Annotated in this window: 13 protein-coding genes; 7 read left to right on the top strand and 6 right to left on the bottom strand. The window is 70.6% G+C overall.

All coding sequences use genetic code 11. The annotated features are described in order from the left end of the window. The first annotated feature begins 46 nt into the window (after nt 1-46). The 5 genes from RUR49_RS20945 (at nt 47) to RUR49_RS20925 (ending at nt 5,835) form a co-directional block, all read left to right on the top strand. Nucleotides 47-358 carry a hypothetical protein gene (locus tag RUR49_RS20945; RefSeq protein WP_409148374.1) on the top strand — a complete coding sequence of 104 codons (312 nt, stop codon included), beginning with the start codon at nt 47-49 and terminating at the stop codon, nt 356-358. 173 nt (nt 359-531) lie between these two features. Then, a complete protein-coding gene (gene ada / locus RUR49_RS20940; protein ID WP_409148459.1) occupies nt 532-1,596 on the top strand; it encodes a bifunctional DNA-binding transcriptional regulator/O6-methylguanine-DNA methyltransferase Ada in 1,065 nt (354 codons plus the stop codon). Beyond that, nucleotides 1,593-2,336 carry a 2OG-Fe(II) oxygenase gene (locus tag RUR49_RS20935; protein WP_409148373.1) on the top strand — a complete coding sequence of 248 codons (744 nt, stop codon included), beginning with the start codon at nt 1,593-1,595 and terminating at the stop codon, nt 2,334-2,336. The genes ada and RUR49_RS20935 overlap by 4 nt, the downstream gene beginning before the upstream one ends. 92 nt (nt 2,337-2,428) lie before the next feature. Further along, nucleotides 2,429-4,123, top strand: coding sequence for a B12-binding domain-containing radical SAM protein (locus tag RUR49_RS20930; RefSeq protein WP_409148372.1), 1,695 nt, complete (start codon nt 2,429-2,431; stop codon nt 4,121-4,123). 119 nt (nt 4,124-4,242) lie between these two features. Continuing rightward, nucleotides 4,243-5,835 carry an amidohydrolase gene (locus tag RUR49_RS20925; protein ID WP_409148371.1) on the top strand — a complete coding sequence of 531 codons (1,593 nt, stop codon included), beginning with the start codon at nt 4,243-4,245 and terminating at the stop codon, nt 5,833-5,835. Between the two features lie 55 nt (nt 5,836-5,890). Here the strand turns inward: RUR49_RS20925 and RUR49_RS20920 are convergent, their stop codons facing one another. Then, complete coding sequence (locus RUR49_RS20920; RefSeq protein ID WP_409148370.1) at nt 5,891-7,159, bottom strand: methyl-accepting chemotaxis protein; 1,269 nt, start codon at nt 7,157-7,159, stop codon at nt 5,891-5,893. 228 nt (nt 7,160-7,387) lie between these two features. On the opposite strand from RUR49_RS20920, the gene RUR49_RS20915 reads away from it, so the two are divergent. Further along, nucleotides 7,388-9,040: an alpha/beta hydrolase gene (locus RUR49_RS20915; RefSeq protein WP_409148369.1), complete on the top strand. Its 1,653-nt coding sequence runs from the start codon at nt 7,388-7,390 to the stop codon at nt 9,038-9,040. Between the two features lie 46 nt (nt 9,041-9,086). Here the strand turns inward: RUR49_RS20915 and RUR49_RS20910 are convergent, their stop codons facing one another. Further along, on the bottom strand, nt 9,087-10,661 hold the full coding sequence (locus RUR49_RS20910; protein WP_409148368.1) for an FAD-dependent monooxygenase: 1,575 nt from the start codon (nt 10,659-10,661) through the stop codon (nt 9,087-9,089). 229 nt (nt 10,662-10,890) lie between these two features. On the opposite strand from RUR49_RS20910, the gene RUR49_RS20905 reads away from it, so the two are divergent. Then, nucleotides 10,891-11,880 (top strand): radical SAM protein, encoded by a 990-nt coding sequence (locus tag RUR49_RS20905; RefSeq protein ID WP_409148367.1) that lies wholly within the window; start codon nt 10,891-10,893, stop codon nt 11,878-11,880. A gap of 21 nt (nt 11,881-11,901) precedes the next feature. Here RUR49_RS20905 and urtE read toward each other — a convergent pair whose 3' ends face one another. From urtE to urtB, 4 genes are read right to left on the bottom strand one after another with little or no spacing between them, the layout of a single operon-like run. Next, complete coding sequence (gene urtE / locus RUR49_RS20900; protein WP_409148366.1) at nt 11,902-12,603, bottom strand: urea ABC transporter ATP-binding subunit UrtE; 702 nt, start codon at nt 12,601-12,603, stop codon at nt 11,902-11,904. Between the two features lie 4 nt (nt 12,604-12,607). Further along, nucleotides 12,608-13,369, bottom strand: coding sequence for an urea ABC transporter ATP-binding protein UrtD (urtD, locus tag RUR49_RS20895; protein WP_409148365.1), 762 nt, complete (start codon nt 13,367-13,369; stop codon nt 12,608-12,610). A gap of 5 nt (nt 13,370-13,374) precedes the next feature. Continuing rightward, nucleotides 13,375-14,535, bottom strand: a complete 1,161-nt coding sequence (urtC, locus tag RUR49_RS20890; RefSeq protein ID WP_409148364.1) for an urea ABC transporter permease subunit UrtC — start codon at nt 14,533-14,535, stop codon at nt 13,375-13,377. Then, nucleotides 14,532-16,154: an urea ABC transporter permease subunit UrtB gene (gene urtB / locus RUR49_RS20885; protein ID WP_409148363.1), complete on the bottom strand. Its 1,623-nt coding sequence runs from the start codon at nt 16,152-16,154 to the stop codon at nt 14,532-14,534. The genes urtC and urtB overlap by 4 nt, the downstream gene beginning before the upstream one ends. Between the last annotated feature and the right edge of the window lie 158 nt (nt 16,155-16,312).

Below are 16,312 nucleotides of genomic sequence, written 5' to 3'. Positions count from 1 at the left end.
GACGTCGGGCCGACCGGCCCCACCGCCGCCGCACGGGAGAGCGCCGATGACCTCGAACAGCACCCCGCCGCGGCCCGATCCGGCCGACGATCGCCCGCAGCCGGGCGACGCCGGCACGCCGCAGCGGCCGACCCCGCGCGCAGGCTCCGCGGCCGCCGAGAGCGACGGGCGCGACAGCGCCCTTCTCGCCGACGTGCCGCCGACCCGCCGCCATCGGGGCGACGACGCCCACGGCGAGGACGAGAGCAAGCAGGCCGACAGCGCCCGCGACGCCGACGAGGTGAAGCACCGCGCCGCCGACCGTGGCATCTCGGCCGCGATTGCGGGCGTCGACATCATGCCGAGCGAGGACCGCTGACACACGGTCGCCGCTCCCGGTCGGTCGCCGAATTCGAGCGCAAGGCCCGGAGTGCAGCGGGGCGGCGGACGCGTCATGGTGAGGGTGTCCGGCGTCATCGCGCCGGCGCTGCCAGGAGACGCCCCGTGCCCCCCTCGCCCGCTCCCTCGATCGTCACGGCCCCCGCGGCGTCCCTGCACCCGCCGTCGCAGTCCTATGGCTCCGACGAGGCGCGGCTCACTGCCGTGCGTGCCCGCGACGCCGCTGCCGACGGCCGGTTCGTCTATTCCGTCGCCACCACGGGCGTCTATTGCCGTCCATCCTGTGCCGCCCGGCCGGCACGCCGCGAGAACATCGCCTTTCATGCCGACGGCGCCGCGGCGCGCGCGGCCGGCTTCCGACCCTGCAAGCGCTGCCGGCCCGACGAGCCACCCCTCGCCGCACGACACGCCACGGCTATCGCCGCCGTCTGTCGGGCGATCGAGGAGGCCGACGAGGCCCCGTCCCTCGCCGCTCTGGCCGAGGCGGCGGGGATGTCGCCCTACTACTTCCACCGCGTCTTCAAGGCCTCGACGGGCGTCACGCCGAAGGCCTATGCGAGCGCCCGCCGCGCCGCCCGCCTGCGCGCCGGACTGGAGCAAGGCGAGCGCGTCACCGACGCCATCTTCGACGCCGGCTACGGCTCGAGCAGCCGCTTCTACGAACACGCCAGCGAGCGCCTCGGCATGACGCCGGCCGCCTTCCGCGACGGTGGGCGCGATGCCGTGCTGCGCTTCGCCGTCGGCCGCTGCTCACTCGGCGCCATCATCGTGGCGGCGAGTGAACGCGGCATCGCGGCGATCGAGCTCGGCGACGATCCGCAACAGCTCGTCGAAGGCCTGCAGGACCGTTTCCCGCGGGCGACGCTGATCGGCGGCGACGAGGGCTTCGAGGCGTTGGTGGCGAAGGTCGTCGGCTTCGTCGAGGCGCCTGCGAGCGGGCTCGACCTGCCGCTCGACGTGCGCGGCACTGCGTTCCAGGAGCGCGTCTGGCGGGCGCTCCGCGCCATTCCGGCGGGCCGCACCGCCACCTACACGGAGATCGCGGTGGCGATCGGGATGCCGAAGGCGGTGCGCGCGGTGGCGCAGGCCTGCGGCGCCAACCCGGCCGCCATCGCCATCCCCTGCCACCGGGTGGTGCGCACCGACGGCAGCCTCTCCGGCTACCGCTGGGGCGTCGAGCGCAAGCGCGCCCTCCTCGAGCGCGAGGGCGCAAGGTGACGCTGCTGACCGCCCACCAGCCGGCGGTGCGCACGCCGCTCGCCGATCGCATCGACGGCCTCGACTGGACCGCCATCGCCGCTGGCCTCGACGCCCACGGCGCCGCCGCCACCGGTTGTCTCCTGAAGCCGGACGAGTGCGCGATGTTGGCCGCGCTTTACGACGACGTGAGCCGCTTCCGCAGCCGCATCGTCATGGCCCGACACGGCTTCGGCAGCGGCGAGTACCAGTATTTCAGCCGCCCGTTGCCGCCGACCGTCGCCACCCTTCGGGAGCGGCTCTACGAGCGCCTCGTGCCGATCGCGAACGGCTGGAACGAGCGGCTCGGCAGCCCCGTGCGCTATCCCGACACCCACGCTGACTTCGTCGCGCGCTGCCACGAGGCCGGCCAGACGCGCCCGACGCCGCTGCTGCTGCGCTACGGCCCCGGCGACTTCAACTGCCTGCACCAGGACCTCTACGGCGAGCACGTCTTTCCGCTGCAGGTGGCGATCCTGCTGTCGGAGCCGGGGCGCGACTTCACCGGCGGCGAGTTCGTGCTGACCGAGCAGCGGCCGCGCCAGCAGTCGCGGGCCGAGGTGGTGCCGCTCGCGCACGGCGAGGGCGTCGTCTTCGCCGTCAGCCACCGCCCGGCCGCCGGCACCCGCGGCGACTACCGGGTCACGCTGCGCCACGGCGTCAGCCGCATCCGTTCCGGCCGGCGTCACACGCTCGGCGTCATCTTCCACGACGCTGTCTGAGCCTTGAGTGGCTGCCGCGCTTCGGCCTTATTGGCGCTGCTCTTCGCAATGGCGTAAGATTCTCGGGCGCCATGCTCAATCGAACCGCAGCAATGCGAGGAGACCGCCTCTTGACGGCCGAAGCCCAGAACGCCCTCCTCGTCTATCCGAAGTTCAACGCAGCGTCGTTCTGGAACTACGGAGAGACTTGCGAGATGGTGGGGGCGAAGTACCCCGCCTCGCCGCTCGGCCTCATCACCGTCGCCGCCATGCTGCCGAAGTCGTGGAACGTCCGCCTCGTCGACCGCAACGTCGAGGAGCTGGAGGACGCCGACCTCGACTGGGCGGACATGGTGATGACCGGGGGCATGCTCCCGCAGCAGCGCGACTGCTTGATGCTGATCGAGCGGGCGCAGGCCCGCGGCAAGGCGGTGGTGGTCGGCGGGCCGGACGTCACCTCGAGCCCCGAGATCTATGCGATCGCCGATATCCGCGTGCTCGGCGAGGCGGAGAGCGTCATCGAGGAGTTCCTCGCCGCCTGGGCCGCCGGCACGCGCCGCGGCGACTTCGTCGCGCCGAAGTTCCAGGCCGACGTGACCGCGAGCCCGGTGCCGCGATTCGACCTGCTGAAACTCGACCGCTATCTCCATGTCGGCGTGCAGTTCTCGCGCGGCTGCCCGTTCACCTGCGAGTTCTGCGACATCATCGAGCTCTATGGCCGCCGGCCGCGGATGAAGACGACGCCGCAGATGCTGGCCGAGCTCGACGCGCTCTATGCCCTCGGCTACCGCGGCCACGTCGATTTCGTCGACGATAACCTGATCGGCAACAAGAAGGCGGTGAAGGCCTTCCTGCCGCATCTCGCCGACTGGCAGAAGAAGAACCGCCACCCCTTCGAGCTCTCGACCGAAGCCTCCCTCAACCTCGCCGAGGACCGCGAGCTTATGGAGCTGATGCGGGGCGCCGGCTTCTTCTCGGTGTTCGTCGGCATCGAGAGCCCGGACCCGGAGGTGCTGGCCGCCACGAGCAAGAAGCAGAACACCCGCGGCGACATCTCCGAGAGCGTCCACAAGATCTATGGCTCCGGCATGTTCGTGCTCGCCGGGTTCATCGTCGGTTTCGACAGCGAGAAGGGGCGCGTCTCCGCCCCGATCAACGACCTCATCGAGGATGCGGCGATCCCGGTCGCCATGGTCGGCATGCTCTACGCCCTGCCGAACACGCAGCTGACGCGCCGCCTCGCCAAGGAGGGCCGCCTCCATCCCGACCACGGCGTCGACATGGACGACGGCTCGGCCGACCAGTGCCTGTCGGGACTGAACTTCGACACGCTGCGCCCGCGCGCCGAGATCCTCGCCGACTACCGCGCCGTCGTCGACGCCGTCTACTCGCCGAAGAACTATTTCGGCCGCGTCCGCCGCGTCGGCCAGGCGCTGAAGATCCAGATGTCGGCCGGCGACATCAATCCGGGCGCCGCCTGGAAGGACTGCGTGCAGGTCGTGCGCCTGATGACGGCGATCACGCTGCGCAAGCCGCAGTTCCGCGGCGAGTTCTGGAAGACGATCGTGCTGACGGCGCTGCGCAACCCGCTGGCCTTGAAGGCGGTGCTGCAGATGTCGGCCCTCTACGCCCACCTCGGCCCATTCTCGCGCCACGTCGTCTCGGCGATCGGCGAGAAGATCGAGGCCGTCGAAAGCGGCGCCTGGACGGCACCAACGGCGCTGCCGGGGACCGCTCCCGCAGCGGCCCATGCGCCCGCCGCCCATGTACCGGCACACGCGCAGGCAGCGGCCGTCTCCGCCGCCTGAGGACATCGCTCTCGCGCGGCGCTCACGAAGGTGTGGGACCGGGTCACTCGTCGCGCCAGTTGTGATCGGCTACCCTGACGGCATGCGCAACGCCGCGCGTGCCGATCGGGAGACTGCCCGTGAAGAGCCACCGCCGCGACGGCTTCGGCCGCAGGGATTTCCTCAAGGCCTCGCTCGCCGTCGCCGGCGCGCCGACGGTCGTCGCCGCGGCGACCGGCGTCGCCGCCTCCATGGCCGACACGGCCGCCGCTGCCGCGGAGCCGCCCCCACCCGCCTCCGCAGCCAAGGCTTCCGCCGCCGTCGATGCCGTCAGCGACGCCATCCTGCGCATTTCGCGCGAGGTCTGGGCGACGCCGGAGCTGTCGCTGGAGGAGGAGAAGTCGGCGGAGATTCATCTTCGTGAGCTTCGCGCCGCCGGCTTCACCATCGTCAGCATCGGCACGTCGGGCACGCCGACTGCCTTCGTCGCCGAGTGGACGCAGGGCACGGGCGGCCCGAAGATCGGCTTCCTGCCCGAGTACGACGCGCTGCCCGGCCTCGGCAATGCCGCCGAGCCCCGCGAGACCCCCGGCCCCACGGGCGTCGAGGTCGGCCACGGCTGCGGCCACAACCTGCTCGGCGCCGGCTGCACCGGGGCGACCTTCGCCCTGAAGCAGATGATGACGGATAGCGGCACGCCCGGCACCATCCGGGTCTATGGCTGCGCCGCCGAGGAGACCCAGGGTGTCAAGGTCTACATGGCCCGCGACGGCCTGTTCGACGACATGGACGCCTGCCTCGCCTGGCATCCGGCGCCGATCACCGCGACCGGGCTCCTGCGCACGGCGGCTGCCGACATCGTCCGCATCGACTTCTACGGCCGCACGGCTCACGCCGGCGTCGCGCCGTGGGAGGGCCGCAGCGCCCAGAAGGCGGCGGAGATGTTCGGCATCGGTGTCAACTTCATGCGCGAGCACATCGAGCCGACGTCACGGCTCCACTATGTCTACCCGCGCATGGGCGAGGCGGCGAACGTCGTCCCCGACCGCGCCCAGGCGCTGATCATGATCCGCGACGCCGATCGCGAGCGGGTGGTGGCGATGACCGCATGGGTCCGCCAGATCGCCGAGGCGGCCGCGATGGCGACGCAGACGCGCGCCGAGGTCGACCACTTCTTCGGCCTGCACGACCTGTTGCCGAACGAGACCCTGGCGGGGCAGATCAACCGTCACCTCCACGCCGTCGGCCTCGACTGGACGGACGAGGAGCAGGCCTTCGCGCGCGCCTGCCAGGCGGCTTCCGGGCTGCCGGAAAAGGGGCTCGCCACCGACATCCTGCCGATGCTGCCGGAGATCACCACCGGCGGCGGCACCGACGTCGGCGACGTCTCCTACAACACGCCGACGGGGCTGTTCGGCTGGACGACGATGCCGCTCGGCGTCGGCCTGCACACCTGGCCGGTGACGGCCTGCGGCGGCATGTCGATCGGCGACAAGGCCTCGCTCGACACCGCCCGCGTCATGGCCGGCGTCGGCTACGACCTGATGACGGACGCGGACCTGCGCGCCGCGGCGCGCGCCGACTTCGACCGCCGTCGCGGCGGCCGAGCCTACGTCCCGCCGATCCCGCCCGAGCGCAAGCGGCCGGACGGCATCCCCGAGCACCTGTTGTTGCGCGACGGCACCGGCGAGTTCGTCGACCAGCTCTACCGGACGGAATACGTCTACCGCTGACCCGCGGAGCGTTGCGTCGAACCGGCTGCGGCAGGACGGCCGGCGCCGGCACTCCTCAGTGTCGAAAGCCCGTCGACCCGGGCGTGCCGGCCAGCGTCGCCATCAGCCCCATCGCCTCGCCCGACAGCGTCTCCATCTCCATGTAGGCGTCGATCGCTCCGCCGATGTCGCCCTTGCCGGTCTTCTCGACGATGCCGGTGCCGAGCCCGGCGAGCGTCGCGGCGAGATCGCGCAGACGCCGGACCTCCGGCGAGGCCACGAGCGCCGGATCGGCGATGTCGCGGAAGTGGGCCCCGAGCGGCTCGCGCCGTTCGGCCGTGGGGAACGAGGCGGCGGACCGGACACCGGCGAGGACTTCCGCGAGCGAGCGCTTCCAGACCATGTGGTCGGCCCGCAGGCGCTGCGTCGCGCCGGCGACGCCGCCGGTGCTGTCCTCGATCAGGTTCGTGACGATCGCGTCGGTTCGGCCGACGATCTCGGCGGCGGAGCGCGAGTCCGTCTCGTTCTGGCTGGCGAGGCGGGCGATCTCGACGAGGCGGTCGGCGAGGTCGCGCAGGGCCTGGCGGCGATCACCCAGCATGCCGGCGATGCGGCCGACGCCATCGGCGGTCTCGCCGACGCGGCCCTCGATGCCGTCCATGTTTCCGACCACGGCGTCGACGGCCTCGCGGCCCTCGCGCACCTTGGCGGCGCCGGAGGCCATCGCTCCCAGCATGCCGGTCATCACCCGCGTCAGCGTCTCGAGCTGCTCGCGGATGAGGTTGGTCGTCGTCGAGGCCTCCTCGGACAGGGCCTTCACCTCGGCCGCGACCACGGCGAAGCCGCGGCCGGCCTGGCCGGCGCGCGCCGCCTCGATGGTGGCGTTGAGGGCGAGCAGCTTGGTCTGCCGGGAGACGCTGGCGATCGCCTGGGCGAAGCCGCCGATGCTGTCGGTGGCGGTGCGCAGTTCGCCGAGCCGGTCCTCGAGATTGCCGAACGCGTCGGCGATGCCGGCCATCGCCGTCCCGGCCGAGCGGGTGCGGGCGGCGCCGTCGACGACGAGCTTGCGCGCCTCCGCGGAGCGATGTTCCGCGACGCCGCCGAGGTCGGCGATGTCGTCGATGGTCCTGGCGATATCGGCGACACTGGCGGAGGCGGCGGCGGTCTCGCCGCTGAGCTTGCGGGCGTTGCCGCTCGACCACGCCATCAGGCACAGCACGTCGCTGAGATTGACGGACGCGTCGACCGCCGCCGCCAGCGCAGCAGGGTTTGCCGGCGGTGCCTGGATGGTCGAGGATGAACTGTGCCGGTCGCCTTCGTGCTTGGCTGCTTGTGCCGTCGACATCTGCCCTCCCCGCTCGTCGCGCCCCGCTCGCCGGTGATGGATTTTTCCAGCTTCGAGTACGGTGATGGCGGGTCTGGCTTGCGCCAGCCTGTCGCAGCGGCGCGGCCGTTCCGGGTCGACGCGAACGCCCGCGACGGCATGCGCGGCCCATCTCCGTTAATCTGCAGGCGTGTGCCCCGCGATTCGGCGACCGCCGGCCGGCGCCGCTTGCAGTCAGGCGAGGTGCCAATGCCCGAGCGTTCCGGAAAGCCCGGACTGTTGTCGATCTCAGCCCTCGGCGTGGTACTCGGCACGCTGTGCTTCGCCGCCTCGCTGACGCCGAGCCTCGTGCCCCGTCCGCCCGTCGTGCAGGGCGCGCTCGCCGGTCTCGGCTTCGCCGTCGGCTATGGCTGCGGCGTGCTCATTCGCGAGGCCTGGCTCTGGCTGCAGCTTCCCGTGCTCCCCGACCGCTCCCGCCGCGCCGGCATCGCAGCGGCCCTCGTCGTCTGCGCCATCGCGGCGGGCCTCTGCCTCTGGTGGGCGACGGGCTGGCAGAACCGGCTGCGCGCCCTGATGGAGATGCCGGCGATCGACAGTGCCGGGCCGCTGACGATCGCCGCCACCGCGCTCGGCGTCTTCGTCCTGCTGCTTCTGCTGGCCCGCGGCTTCCGTCTCGCCGCCCGCCGCCTGTCCGAGACGCTCGCGCGCTTCATCCCGCGCCGGCAGGCGATCCTCCTCGCACTCGCCGTCACCGCTCTGGTGTTCTGGTCGATCGGCAACGGCCTGCTCGTCGACGGCGCCTTGCGCTTTCTCGACGGCATCTATGCCGAGCTCGACCAGCAGTTCGAGGAAGGCAGCCCGGAGCCGACCGACGCCGCGAAGTCCGGCGGCCCCGGGTCCTTCGTCGCGTGGGACAGCCTCGGACGCGCTGGCCGGCGCATGGTCGCTGCCGGTCCCGACCGCGCCGCCATCGAGGCGGTCGCCGGCGCGCCCGCACAGGAGCCGCTTCGCGTCTATGTCGGGCTCAACTCAGCCGACACGCCGGCCGCGCGGGCAGCGCTGGCGCTCGAGGAGGCGATCCGCATCGGCGCCTTCGAGCGCGCGAACCTCGTCATCGTCACGCCCACGGGCACCGGCTGGGTCGACCCGGAGAGCCAGGCGGCGCTCGAATACGTGCTGCGCGGCGACGTCGCCAGCGTCGCGGTGCAGTACTCCTACGTGGCGAGTTGGATCGCCATGCTGGCCGATCCCGACTACGGCGTGGAGACGGCGCGCGAGGTGTTCGCCGCCCTCTACGACCACTGGCGCACGCTGCCGCCCGAGACGCGCCCGCGCCTCTATCTCCACGGCCTCAGCCTCGGCGCCTTCAACTCCGACCGCAGCCACGACCTTCACCAGGTGATCGGCGATCCCTACCAGGGGGCGCTGTGGTCGGGCCCGCCCTTCAACAGCCGCACCTGGCGGGCCGTGACGGCCGAGCGCAACGCCGGCACGCCGGAATGGCTGCCGACCTTCCGCGACGGCTCGGTGATCCGCTTCACCGCCCAGAAGAACCACCTCGACGACGCCACTGCGCCTTGGGGGCCCTACCGGGTGATCTACCTGCAATACGCGAGCGACGCGGTGACCTTCTTCGACCCGCACGCGGCGTGGCGCCAACCGGACTGGATGGCGGACCCGATCGGACCGGACGTCTCGCCGGATTTCGTCTGGATCCCCGTCGTGACGCAGCTGCAGCTGATCGCCGACATCATGATGGCCGTGGTGCCCCCGAAGGGCTACGGCCACGTCTATGCCTTCCCGCACTATGTCGATGCGTGGGCGTCCCTCACCGACGCGCCCGGCTGGACGCCGGAGGGACTCGAGGCGCTGAAGACGACGATCGGCAACGTCGCGCCGTGACGCCGGCGCGGGCGCGCGTTCGGCTTGGCCGGGGTCCTTCGGATCGTCAGGCCGCCCGCCGCTCCAGCGCCCGCCCGGCGTAGGCGCTGAAGGCGCGCGTCTCGCCGGCGGCGCCGCGGGCGGCGACGAACTGGTCCGGCCGCACCAGCACCCAGCCGGCGGTGCTGATGCCGTAGCGCTCGGCGGCGACGCCGTCGGGGTCCGAGGTGCCGTCGAGCACGACGATCTCCACGGTGTCGACGTGCGACACCGCCTCGGCCATCAGCGCCGACTGCAGGCCTGCGTCTCCGAAGACCAGCAGCGTGTGGCGCACCGCCGACAGGCGCGGCCAAAGCCGCCCGCGGGTGCCGGTGGCGGGGTCGACGATTTCCGCATCGAGCGCACGCGCGCCGACGGCGGGCTCGCCGTGGCCGCTGGTGCTCTTGCCGATCTCGACCAGCGGCCCGTCCGCGTAGACGATCTCCGTCTCCGACATCTGCGCCTGCAGCTTCCGGCGCGCCGCCGGGATGTGCGAAATGATCGTCACCATCGCTTCCCGAGCCAGCCGAACGGCGGTGCCGTGGGCGACCATGCCGACGCGCAGGAGCTGCGTCGCGCGCGTCACCACGCCATAGGCCACCGGCCGCCGCTCGGCCTCGTAGGAGTCGAGCAGGGCCGCCGCCTCGCCGTGGCCGCGGATGACGGCGGCGAGCTTCCAGCCGAGATTGAAGGCGTCCTGGATGCCGGTGTTCATGCCCTGCCCGCCCGCCGGGCTGTGGATGTGGGCGGCATCACCCGCGATCAGCACGCGGCCCTTGCGATAGCCGGAGGCGAGCCGCTCGTTGACGTGGAAGGTCGACAGCCAGGTCGGGTCGCTCGCGACGATCCCCGGCGGGCCGTTCGCCGTCAGGTGCGCCTGGATCTCTTCCAGCGTCGGCGCCGCGTCGCCGGCCGGCTGGTCGCGCATCGCAAAGGTGCGCCAGACGTCGCCGCCGATCGGGAACAGCGCGACGCTGCCGCCGGGGCCCCAGCTGATGTAGATCGACGTCGGGTCGAGATCGCCCGCCATGCGGGTGTCCGACAGGATGAAGGTCTGCGGCTCCGTGATGCCGTCGAACTCGACGCCGAGGACGCCGCGCACCGTGCTGCGCGCACCGTCGCAGCCGACGACGAAGTCCGCCTCCACCGTCTCTTCGGTGCCGTCGGCGTGCTTCAGCACCGCCCGCACGATCTCGCCGGCGGGCTCGACGGCGACGAGTTCGACAGGCCGCTCAATCCGGACGCCGGCGGCGGCGAGGTGCTCGGCCAGGATCGCCTCGGTCTTCGACTGCGGCACGATGATCGTGAACGGATAGGCGCTGTCGACGCCCTCGGCGACCTTCAGGGCCGCGAGCTGGCGCCCGCCGTCGCTGACCTTGAGCTCGGTCAGATGCAGCCCGGCATCGAGGAACGAAGAGATTACCCCGAGCGCCGCGAAGGCCTCCAGCGTGCCGCTCCACACGGCGAGCGCCTTCGACACCTCGGTCGGCTGCGGGTTCTTGTCGACGACGCGGCAGGCGATGCCGTGGCGGGCGAGCGAGAGCGCCAACGTCAGCCCCGTCGGGCCGGCACCGGCGATGAGGACGGGCAGGCGTGTCGACATGGCTGTTCTCCCCCAGAGAGAGCCCGGATTGGCGCACGCCCCGGAGGGAGCGTCAAGGCGCGGCGCAGCGGAGCAGATGGAGCTTGCCCCGGCCTGACGAGCGGCGATCGGAGCCGTCGCCGTTGGAGATTGAACTCCACGCCGAGGCCGCTTAGGCTCGGTCCCCGAGGATGCCTGCCGCGCAAACTCCGACAGAAACCGGGAGATTCTCCCTCACCCGGAGCGCCTGATGACCGAGCGAAAGCGTTGCACCTGGGTGCACGACAGCCTGTACATCAAGGAGAACGGCGACGTGTTTCCCTGCTGCCACCTGCAGCCGGGCAACATCGGCAACATCTACAAGACGAGCCTGAAGACCATCTACAATGACGAGCGCGTCAAGGCGTTCCGGCAGCAGGAAATCGACGGCACGCTCAAGTGCGTCAAGACCTGTAATCTGCCGCAGGTGTCGCCCGTTGAGCCCACGCTGGAGCACGACTACGACCAGGACCTGAAGCGGCTGATGCTGAGCTTCGGCGAGAAATGCAACATCCGCTGCATCATGTGCTCGCAGAATCACGACAGTCGCGTCGAGCTCACCGACGAGGTCATTCTGAACAACATCGAGATCCCGAAATCCAGGCCGACCGTCACCCTGCTTGGCGGGGAGCCGCTGATCCTGAAGTCGGCGAAACAGTTCATCGATCACTGGGCCGGCCATGGCGCGAAGATGGCGCTTCTGACCAATGGGACGGCGCTGAGCGAGGAGATGGCCCGGAAGATCGCCGCGAACTTCAGCACGATCTCGTTCTCGCTGAACGCCGCGACCAAGGAGATCCACGAGATCGTCAATGCCGGATCGCGCTTCGACAAGGTCATCCGCAATGTCGGGCGGATGACCGAGGCGAAGAAGGAACTGAAGACGAAGGTCGTCATCGTCGGCCACATGACCATCGTGGTGGAGAACGTCCACGAGATTCCAGAATTCATCCGCAAGAAGGATGAGTTCGGCTTCGAATACATCAACTTCGGCTACGACAAGAAGGTGCCGGCCTATCTCGCGGACAATCCCGAGGTGAAGGAAGAGTTGATCCGGGGAATCCAGGTGGAGATCGCCCGGATGAGCAACCCGGCGAGGATCGACCTGCATCGGTTGCGACTTCTGGGCCTCATCGCGCAGCCGAGCGCTCCGGCAGCGGCGCCCGTGCCGGCCGCGGCGCCAGCCCTGGCGACGGCCTGACCGTCTTCGCCGGCAATCCGCTCACACCGTCAGGTGGCGCCTGACCTCCGCCTCGTCGCGCGCCATGACGGCGCGGTCGCCGGCCACAACAACCTCGCCGCGGTCGAGAACGACGAAGTCGTCGGCGAGGTCGCGGGCGAAGTCGAAGTACTGCTCGACCAGCACGATCGCCATCGTGCCCTGGTCGCGCAGCCACTCGATGGCGCGGCCGATGTCCTTGATGATCGAGGGCTGAATGCCCTCGGTCGGCTCGTCGAGCAGCAGGAGCCGCGGCCGCGTCACCAGCGCCCGGCCGATGGCGAGTTGCTGCTGCTGGCCGCCCGAGAGGTCGCCGCCGCGCCGGCCGAGCATCGACTTCAGCACCGGGAAGAGCTCGAAGATGGTGTCCGGCACGGTGCGGTCGCGGCGGGAAAGCGGCGCGTAGCCTGTCTCGAGGTTCTCCTTCACCGACAGCAGCGGGAAGATCTCGCGGCCTTGCGGCACCATGGCGATGCCCCGCCGCGCCCGGTCATAGGGCGGGATGCGCCCAAGCGGCGTGCCCTCCCAGTCAATCGTGCCGGCCGAGATCGGCTGCACGCCGGCGATGGCGCGGAGCAGCGACGTCTTGCCGACGCCGTTGCGGCCGAGGATGCAGGTGACCTTCCCCACCTCGGCCTTCAGCGACACCGACTTCAGCGCCTGCGCGGCGCCGTAGTGGAGGTTGACGGACTGGACCTGAAGCACGCCCTCACCTCCCCAGATAGACTTCGATGACGCGCTGGTCGTTCGAGACGTGGTCGAGCGAGCCCTCGGCCAGCACCGAGCCCTCGTGCAGCACCGTCACCTTGACGCCGAGGTCGCGCACGAAGGTCATGTCGTGCTCGACGACCACCACCGAGCGGGTCTTGTTGATCTCGACCAGCAGCGAGGCGGTTTCCGCCGTCTCGGCGTCGGTCATGCCGGCCACCGGCTCGTCGACGAGGAGCAGCTTCGGCTCCTGGGCGAGCAGCATGCCGATTTCGAGCCACTGCTTCTGGCCGTGGCTGAGGTCGGCCGCGAGCGCGGCGCGCCTGTGCGTCAGGCGGATGAGCGAGAGAAGCTCCTCCAGCCGGTCGCGCTCGATGCCGGACAGGCGATGGCGCAGGCTCGCCCACGGCGAGCGCGGGCTCTTGAGCGCGAGCAGCAGGTTGTCCTCGACCGTCTGGCTCTCGAACACCGTCGGCTTCTGAAACTTGCGGCCGATGCCGAGGCTGGCGATCGAGGCCTCGTCGAGCTTGCGGAGATCGACGCGCCCGTCGAAGACGACGTCGCCGTCGTCGGGGCGCGTCTTGCCGGTGATGACGTCCATCATCGTCGTCTTGCCGGCGCCGTTCGGGCCGATGATCGCCCGCATCTCGCCGGGCTGCAGGACGAGCGACAGGTTGTTCAGCGCCCGGAAGCCGTCGAAGGAGACGGAGACGTGGTCGAGATAGAGGAGCGAATCCTCGGCGATGACGGCGGTGTCGGTCATGGATCTCACTCCGCCGCGGCGCGGGCGTCAGCGGCGGTGCCGACGCCGGCCTCGGTGTCGACCGGCGGCGCCGGCTTTTTCGCGCGCTTGGCGGTCAGCTTGGCGATCAGCCCGACGATGCCCTTCGGCAGGAACAGCGTCACGGCGACGAACAAGGCGCCGAGCGCGAACAGCCAGAAGTCCGGCAGCACGCTCGTGAACGTCGTCTTGCCCCAGTTGACCAGGAAGGCGCCGATGACCGCGCCGACGAGCGTGCCGCGGCCGCCGACCGCCACCCAGATCACCGCTTCGATCGAGTTCGCCGGTGCGAATTCGCTCGGATTGATGATGCCGACCTGCGGCACGTACAGCGCCCCGGCGATGCCGGCCATCACCGCCGACAGCGTCCAGACGAACAGCTTGTAGTGCTCCACCCGGTAGCCGATGAAGCGCGTCCGGCTCTCGGCGTCGCGGATGGCGACGAGCACCTTGCCGAGCTTCGAGCGGGTGATGAAGCGGCAGACGATGAGCGCACCGGCGAGCGTCAGCGCCGTCGCCGAAAACAGCGCCGCGCGCGTCGTCGCGGCCTGGATGTTGTAGCCGAGGATGTCCTTGAAGTCGGTCAGGCCGTTGTTGCCGCCGAAGCCCATGTCGTTGCGGAAGAAGGCGAGCAGCAGCGCGAACGTCATCGCCTGGGTGATGATGGAAAGATACACGCCGGTGACGCGCGAGCGGAAGGCGAACCAGCCGAAGATGAAGGCGAGCAGCCCCGGCACCACCATCGCCATCAGCATGGCGAACCAGAACATGTCGAAGCCGTACCAGTACCAGGGCAGCTCCTGCCAGTTGAGGAACACCATGAAGTCCGGCAGATCCGGGTTGGCATAGACGCCGCGGTCGCCGATCTGCCGCATCAGGTACATGCCCATGGCGTAGCCGCCGAGGGCGAAGAAGGCGCCATGGCCGAGCGAGAGGATGCCGCAATAGCCCCAGACGAGGTCGACCGACAGCGCCAGCATGGCGAAGGCGAGGTACTTGCCGAACAGCTGCACCGAGGTGTTCGAGACGTGCAGCGGGCTGTCGGGCGGCAGCGACAGGTTGGCGAGCGGCACCAGCACCGCCGCCACCACCAGGAGCGCGACCAGCAGGAGGACGCCGCCGTCGCCGAGGAGCTTGCGGGCGATCATGCTTCCACCGCCCGGCCCTTGAGGGCGAACAGCCCGCGGGGACGCTTCTGGATGAACAGGATGATGAAGACCAGCACCAGGATCTTGCCCAGCACCGCTCCGGCATAGGGCTCGAGGAACTTGTTGACGACGCCGAGCGTCAGTGCGCCGACGAGCGTCCCCCAGAGGTTTCCGACCCCGCCGAACACCACCACCATGAAGCTGTCGATGATGTAGCTCTGGCCGAGATTGGGGCTGACGTTGTCGATCTGCGACAGCGCCACCCCGGCGATGCCGGCGATCCCCGAGCCGAGGCCGAAGGTCATGGCGTCGACCCAGGGCGTCCGGATGCCCATCACCGAAGCCATCCGGCGGTTCTGGGTGACGGCGCGCATCTGCAGCCCGAACGGCGTGTAGCGCATCAGCAGCATCAGGGCGGCGAAGACGCAGAGCGAGAAGACGACGATCCACAGCCGCCCGTAGGTGATCGACAGCTGGCCGATCTCGAAGGACCCCGACATCCACGACGGGTTGCCGACCTCGCGGTTCGAAGGCCCGAAGGCGGTGCGCACCGCCTGCTGCAGGATCAGCGAGATGCCCCAGGTGGCGAGCAGCGTCTCGAGCGGCCGGCCGTAGAGCCAGCGGATCACCGAGCGCTCGATCGCGATGCCGACGAGGCCCGAGACGCAGAAGGCGAGCGGCAGCGCGATCGCCAGCGACCAGTCGAACAGCCCGGGAAACGAGGTGCGGATGATCTCCTGCACGACGAAGGTCGTGTAGGCGCCAATCATCACCATCTCGCCGTGCGCCATGTTGATGACGCCCATCACGCCGAAGGTGATGGCGAGGCCGATCGCGGCGAGCAGCAGCACCGAGCCGAGCGAGACGCCGTACCAGACGTTCTGCGCCGCCCCCCAGACGGCGAGGCTCGACTCGATGCCTGCGGCCGCCTCGGTAGCGGCCTGCTGCACCGGCCCCGGCGTGCCGCTGGCGATGCTGTTCAGAAGCGAGAGGGCGTCGCGGTCGCCGCGCGCGGCGACGATGCCGACGGCGGCGATCTTCTCGTCGTCGGACGCGTCGGAGCGCAGCACCGAAGCCGCAAGCGCCTGCTCGAGGCGGGCCCGGACGGCGGCATTGTCCTCGTCGGCCGCGGCGGCGGCGAGCGCCGGCATCATCGCCGGGTCGGCCGCCTTGAACATCGATTCGGCAGACGTGATGCGCACCTGAGGGTCGGTGGCGCGCAGGCTGAGGCCGGCGACGGCGGCGGCGATGGCGCTGCGCAGGCGGTTGTTGACGCGCAGCCGATCGGTGTCGCGGCGGCCGACCGGGCCGAGCACCTCGCCGGTCAGCGGGTCGACGGCGACGTCGGCGCCGCCCTCCTCGCGCACCAGCACGACGCGCTTGTCGGCCTTGCGGACATTGAGGCTGCCGGCACCCAGTGCCTCGAAAATGGGCAGCACGGCGGGATCGCCGGTGGCGGCGAGCGCGGCGATCGCCTTCTCGGCACCGTCGAAGCCGCCCTGGCCGAGCGCGTCGACGAGCGGGCGGAGCGTCTCGGTCGATGTCTGCGCCATCACCGGAGCGGCGACCAGCGCCAGCATCACGAGGAGGGTCGTCAGCGCCGTACGGAACATGGACATGCGGAGAGCGCTCCCGGCCTTCAAGAACCATCCGGCGCCGCGAGGCGGGCCGGGGATGGCGGCGGGCGGAAGAAGATCCGCCCGCCGCCGGATGTGGTCGACGTCCCCCGAAGCAATCCCCGCGCCGCCCACCCCATGGGCGCGTGGGGATGCCTCAC

It is taken from the genome of Pseudoxanthobacter sp. M-2 (assembly GCF_046156265.1).
Classification (GTDB): Bacteria; Pseudomonadota; Alphaproteobacteria; order Rhizobiales; family Segnochrobactraceae; genus CAMDHY01.
Note: the sequence above shows the minus strand (reverse complement) of the source record. Positions and strands in the feature narration are given on the sequence as shown.

Bases quoted from the DNA above. Each gene is read 5' to 3' on its own strand.
- RUR49_RS20945 (WP_409148374.1), top strand. From the start codon at position 47: ATGACCTCGAACAGCACCCCGCCGCGGCCCGATCCGGCCGACGATCGC.
- RUR49_RS20930 (WP_409148372.1), top strand. From the start codon at position 2,429: ATGCGAGGAGACCGCCTCTTGACGGCCGAAGCCCAGAACGCCCTCCTC.
- RUR49_RS20920 (WP_409148370.1), bottom strand. From the start codon at position 7,159: ATGTCGACGGCACAAGCAGCCAAGCACGAAGGCGACCGGCACAGTTCA.
- RUR49_RS20915 (WP_409148369.1), top strand. From the start codon at position 7,388: ATGCCCGAGCGTTCCGGAAAGCCCGGACTGTTGTCGATCTCAGCCCTC.
- RUR49_RS20910 (WP_409148368.1), bottom strand. From the start codon at position 10,661: ATGTCGACACGCCTGCCCGTCCTCATCGCCGGTGCCGGCCCGACGGGG.
- RUR49_RS20905 (WP_409148367.1), top strand. From the start codon at position 10,891: ATGACCGAGCGAAAGCGTTGCACCTGGGTGCACGACAGCCTGTACATC.
- urtD (WP_409148365.1), bottom strand. From the start codon at position 13,369: ATGACCGACACCGCCGTCATCGCCGAGGATTCGCTCCTCTATCTCGAC.
- urtC (WP_409148364.1), bottom strand. From the start codon at position 14,535: ATGATCGCCCGCAAGCTCCTCGGCGACGGCGGCGTCCTCCTGCTGGTC.
- urtB (WP_409148363.1), bottom strand. From the start codon at position 16,154: ATGTCCATGTTCCGTACGGCGCTGACGACCCTCCTCGTGATGCTGGCG.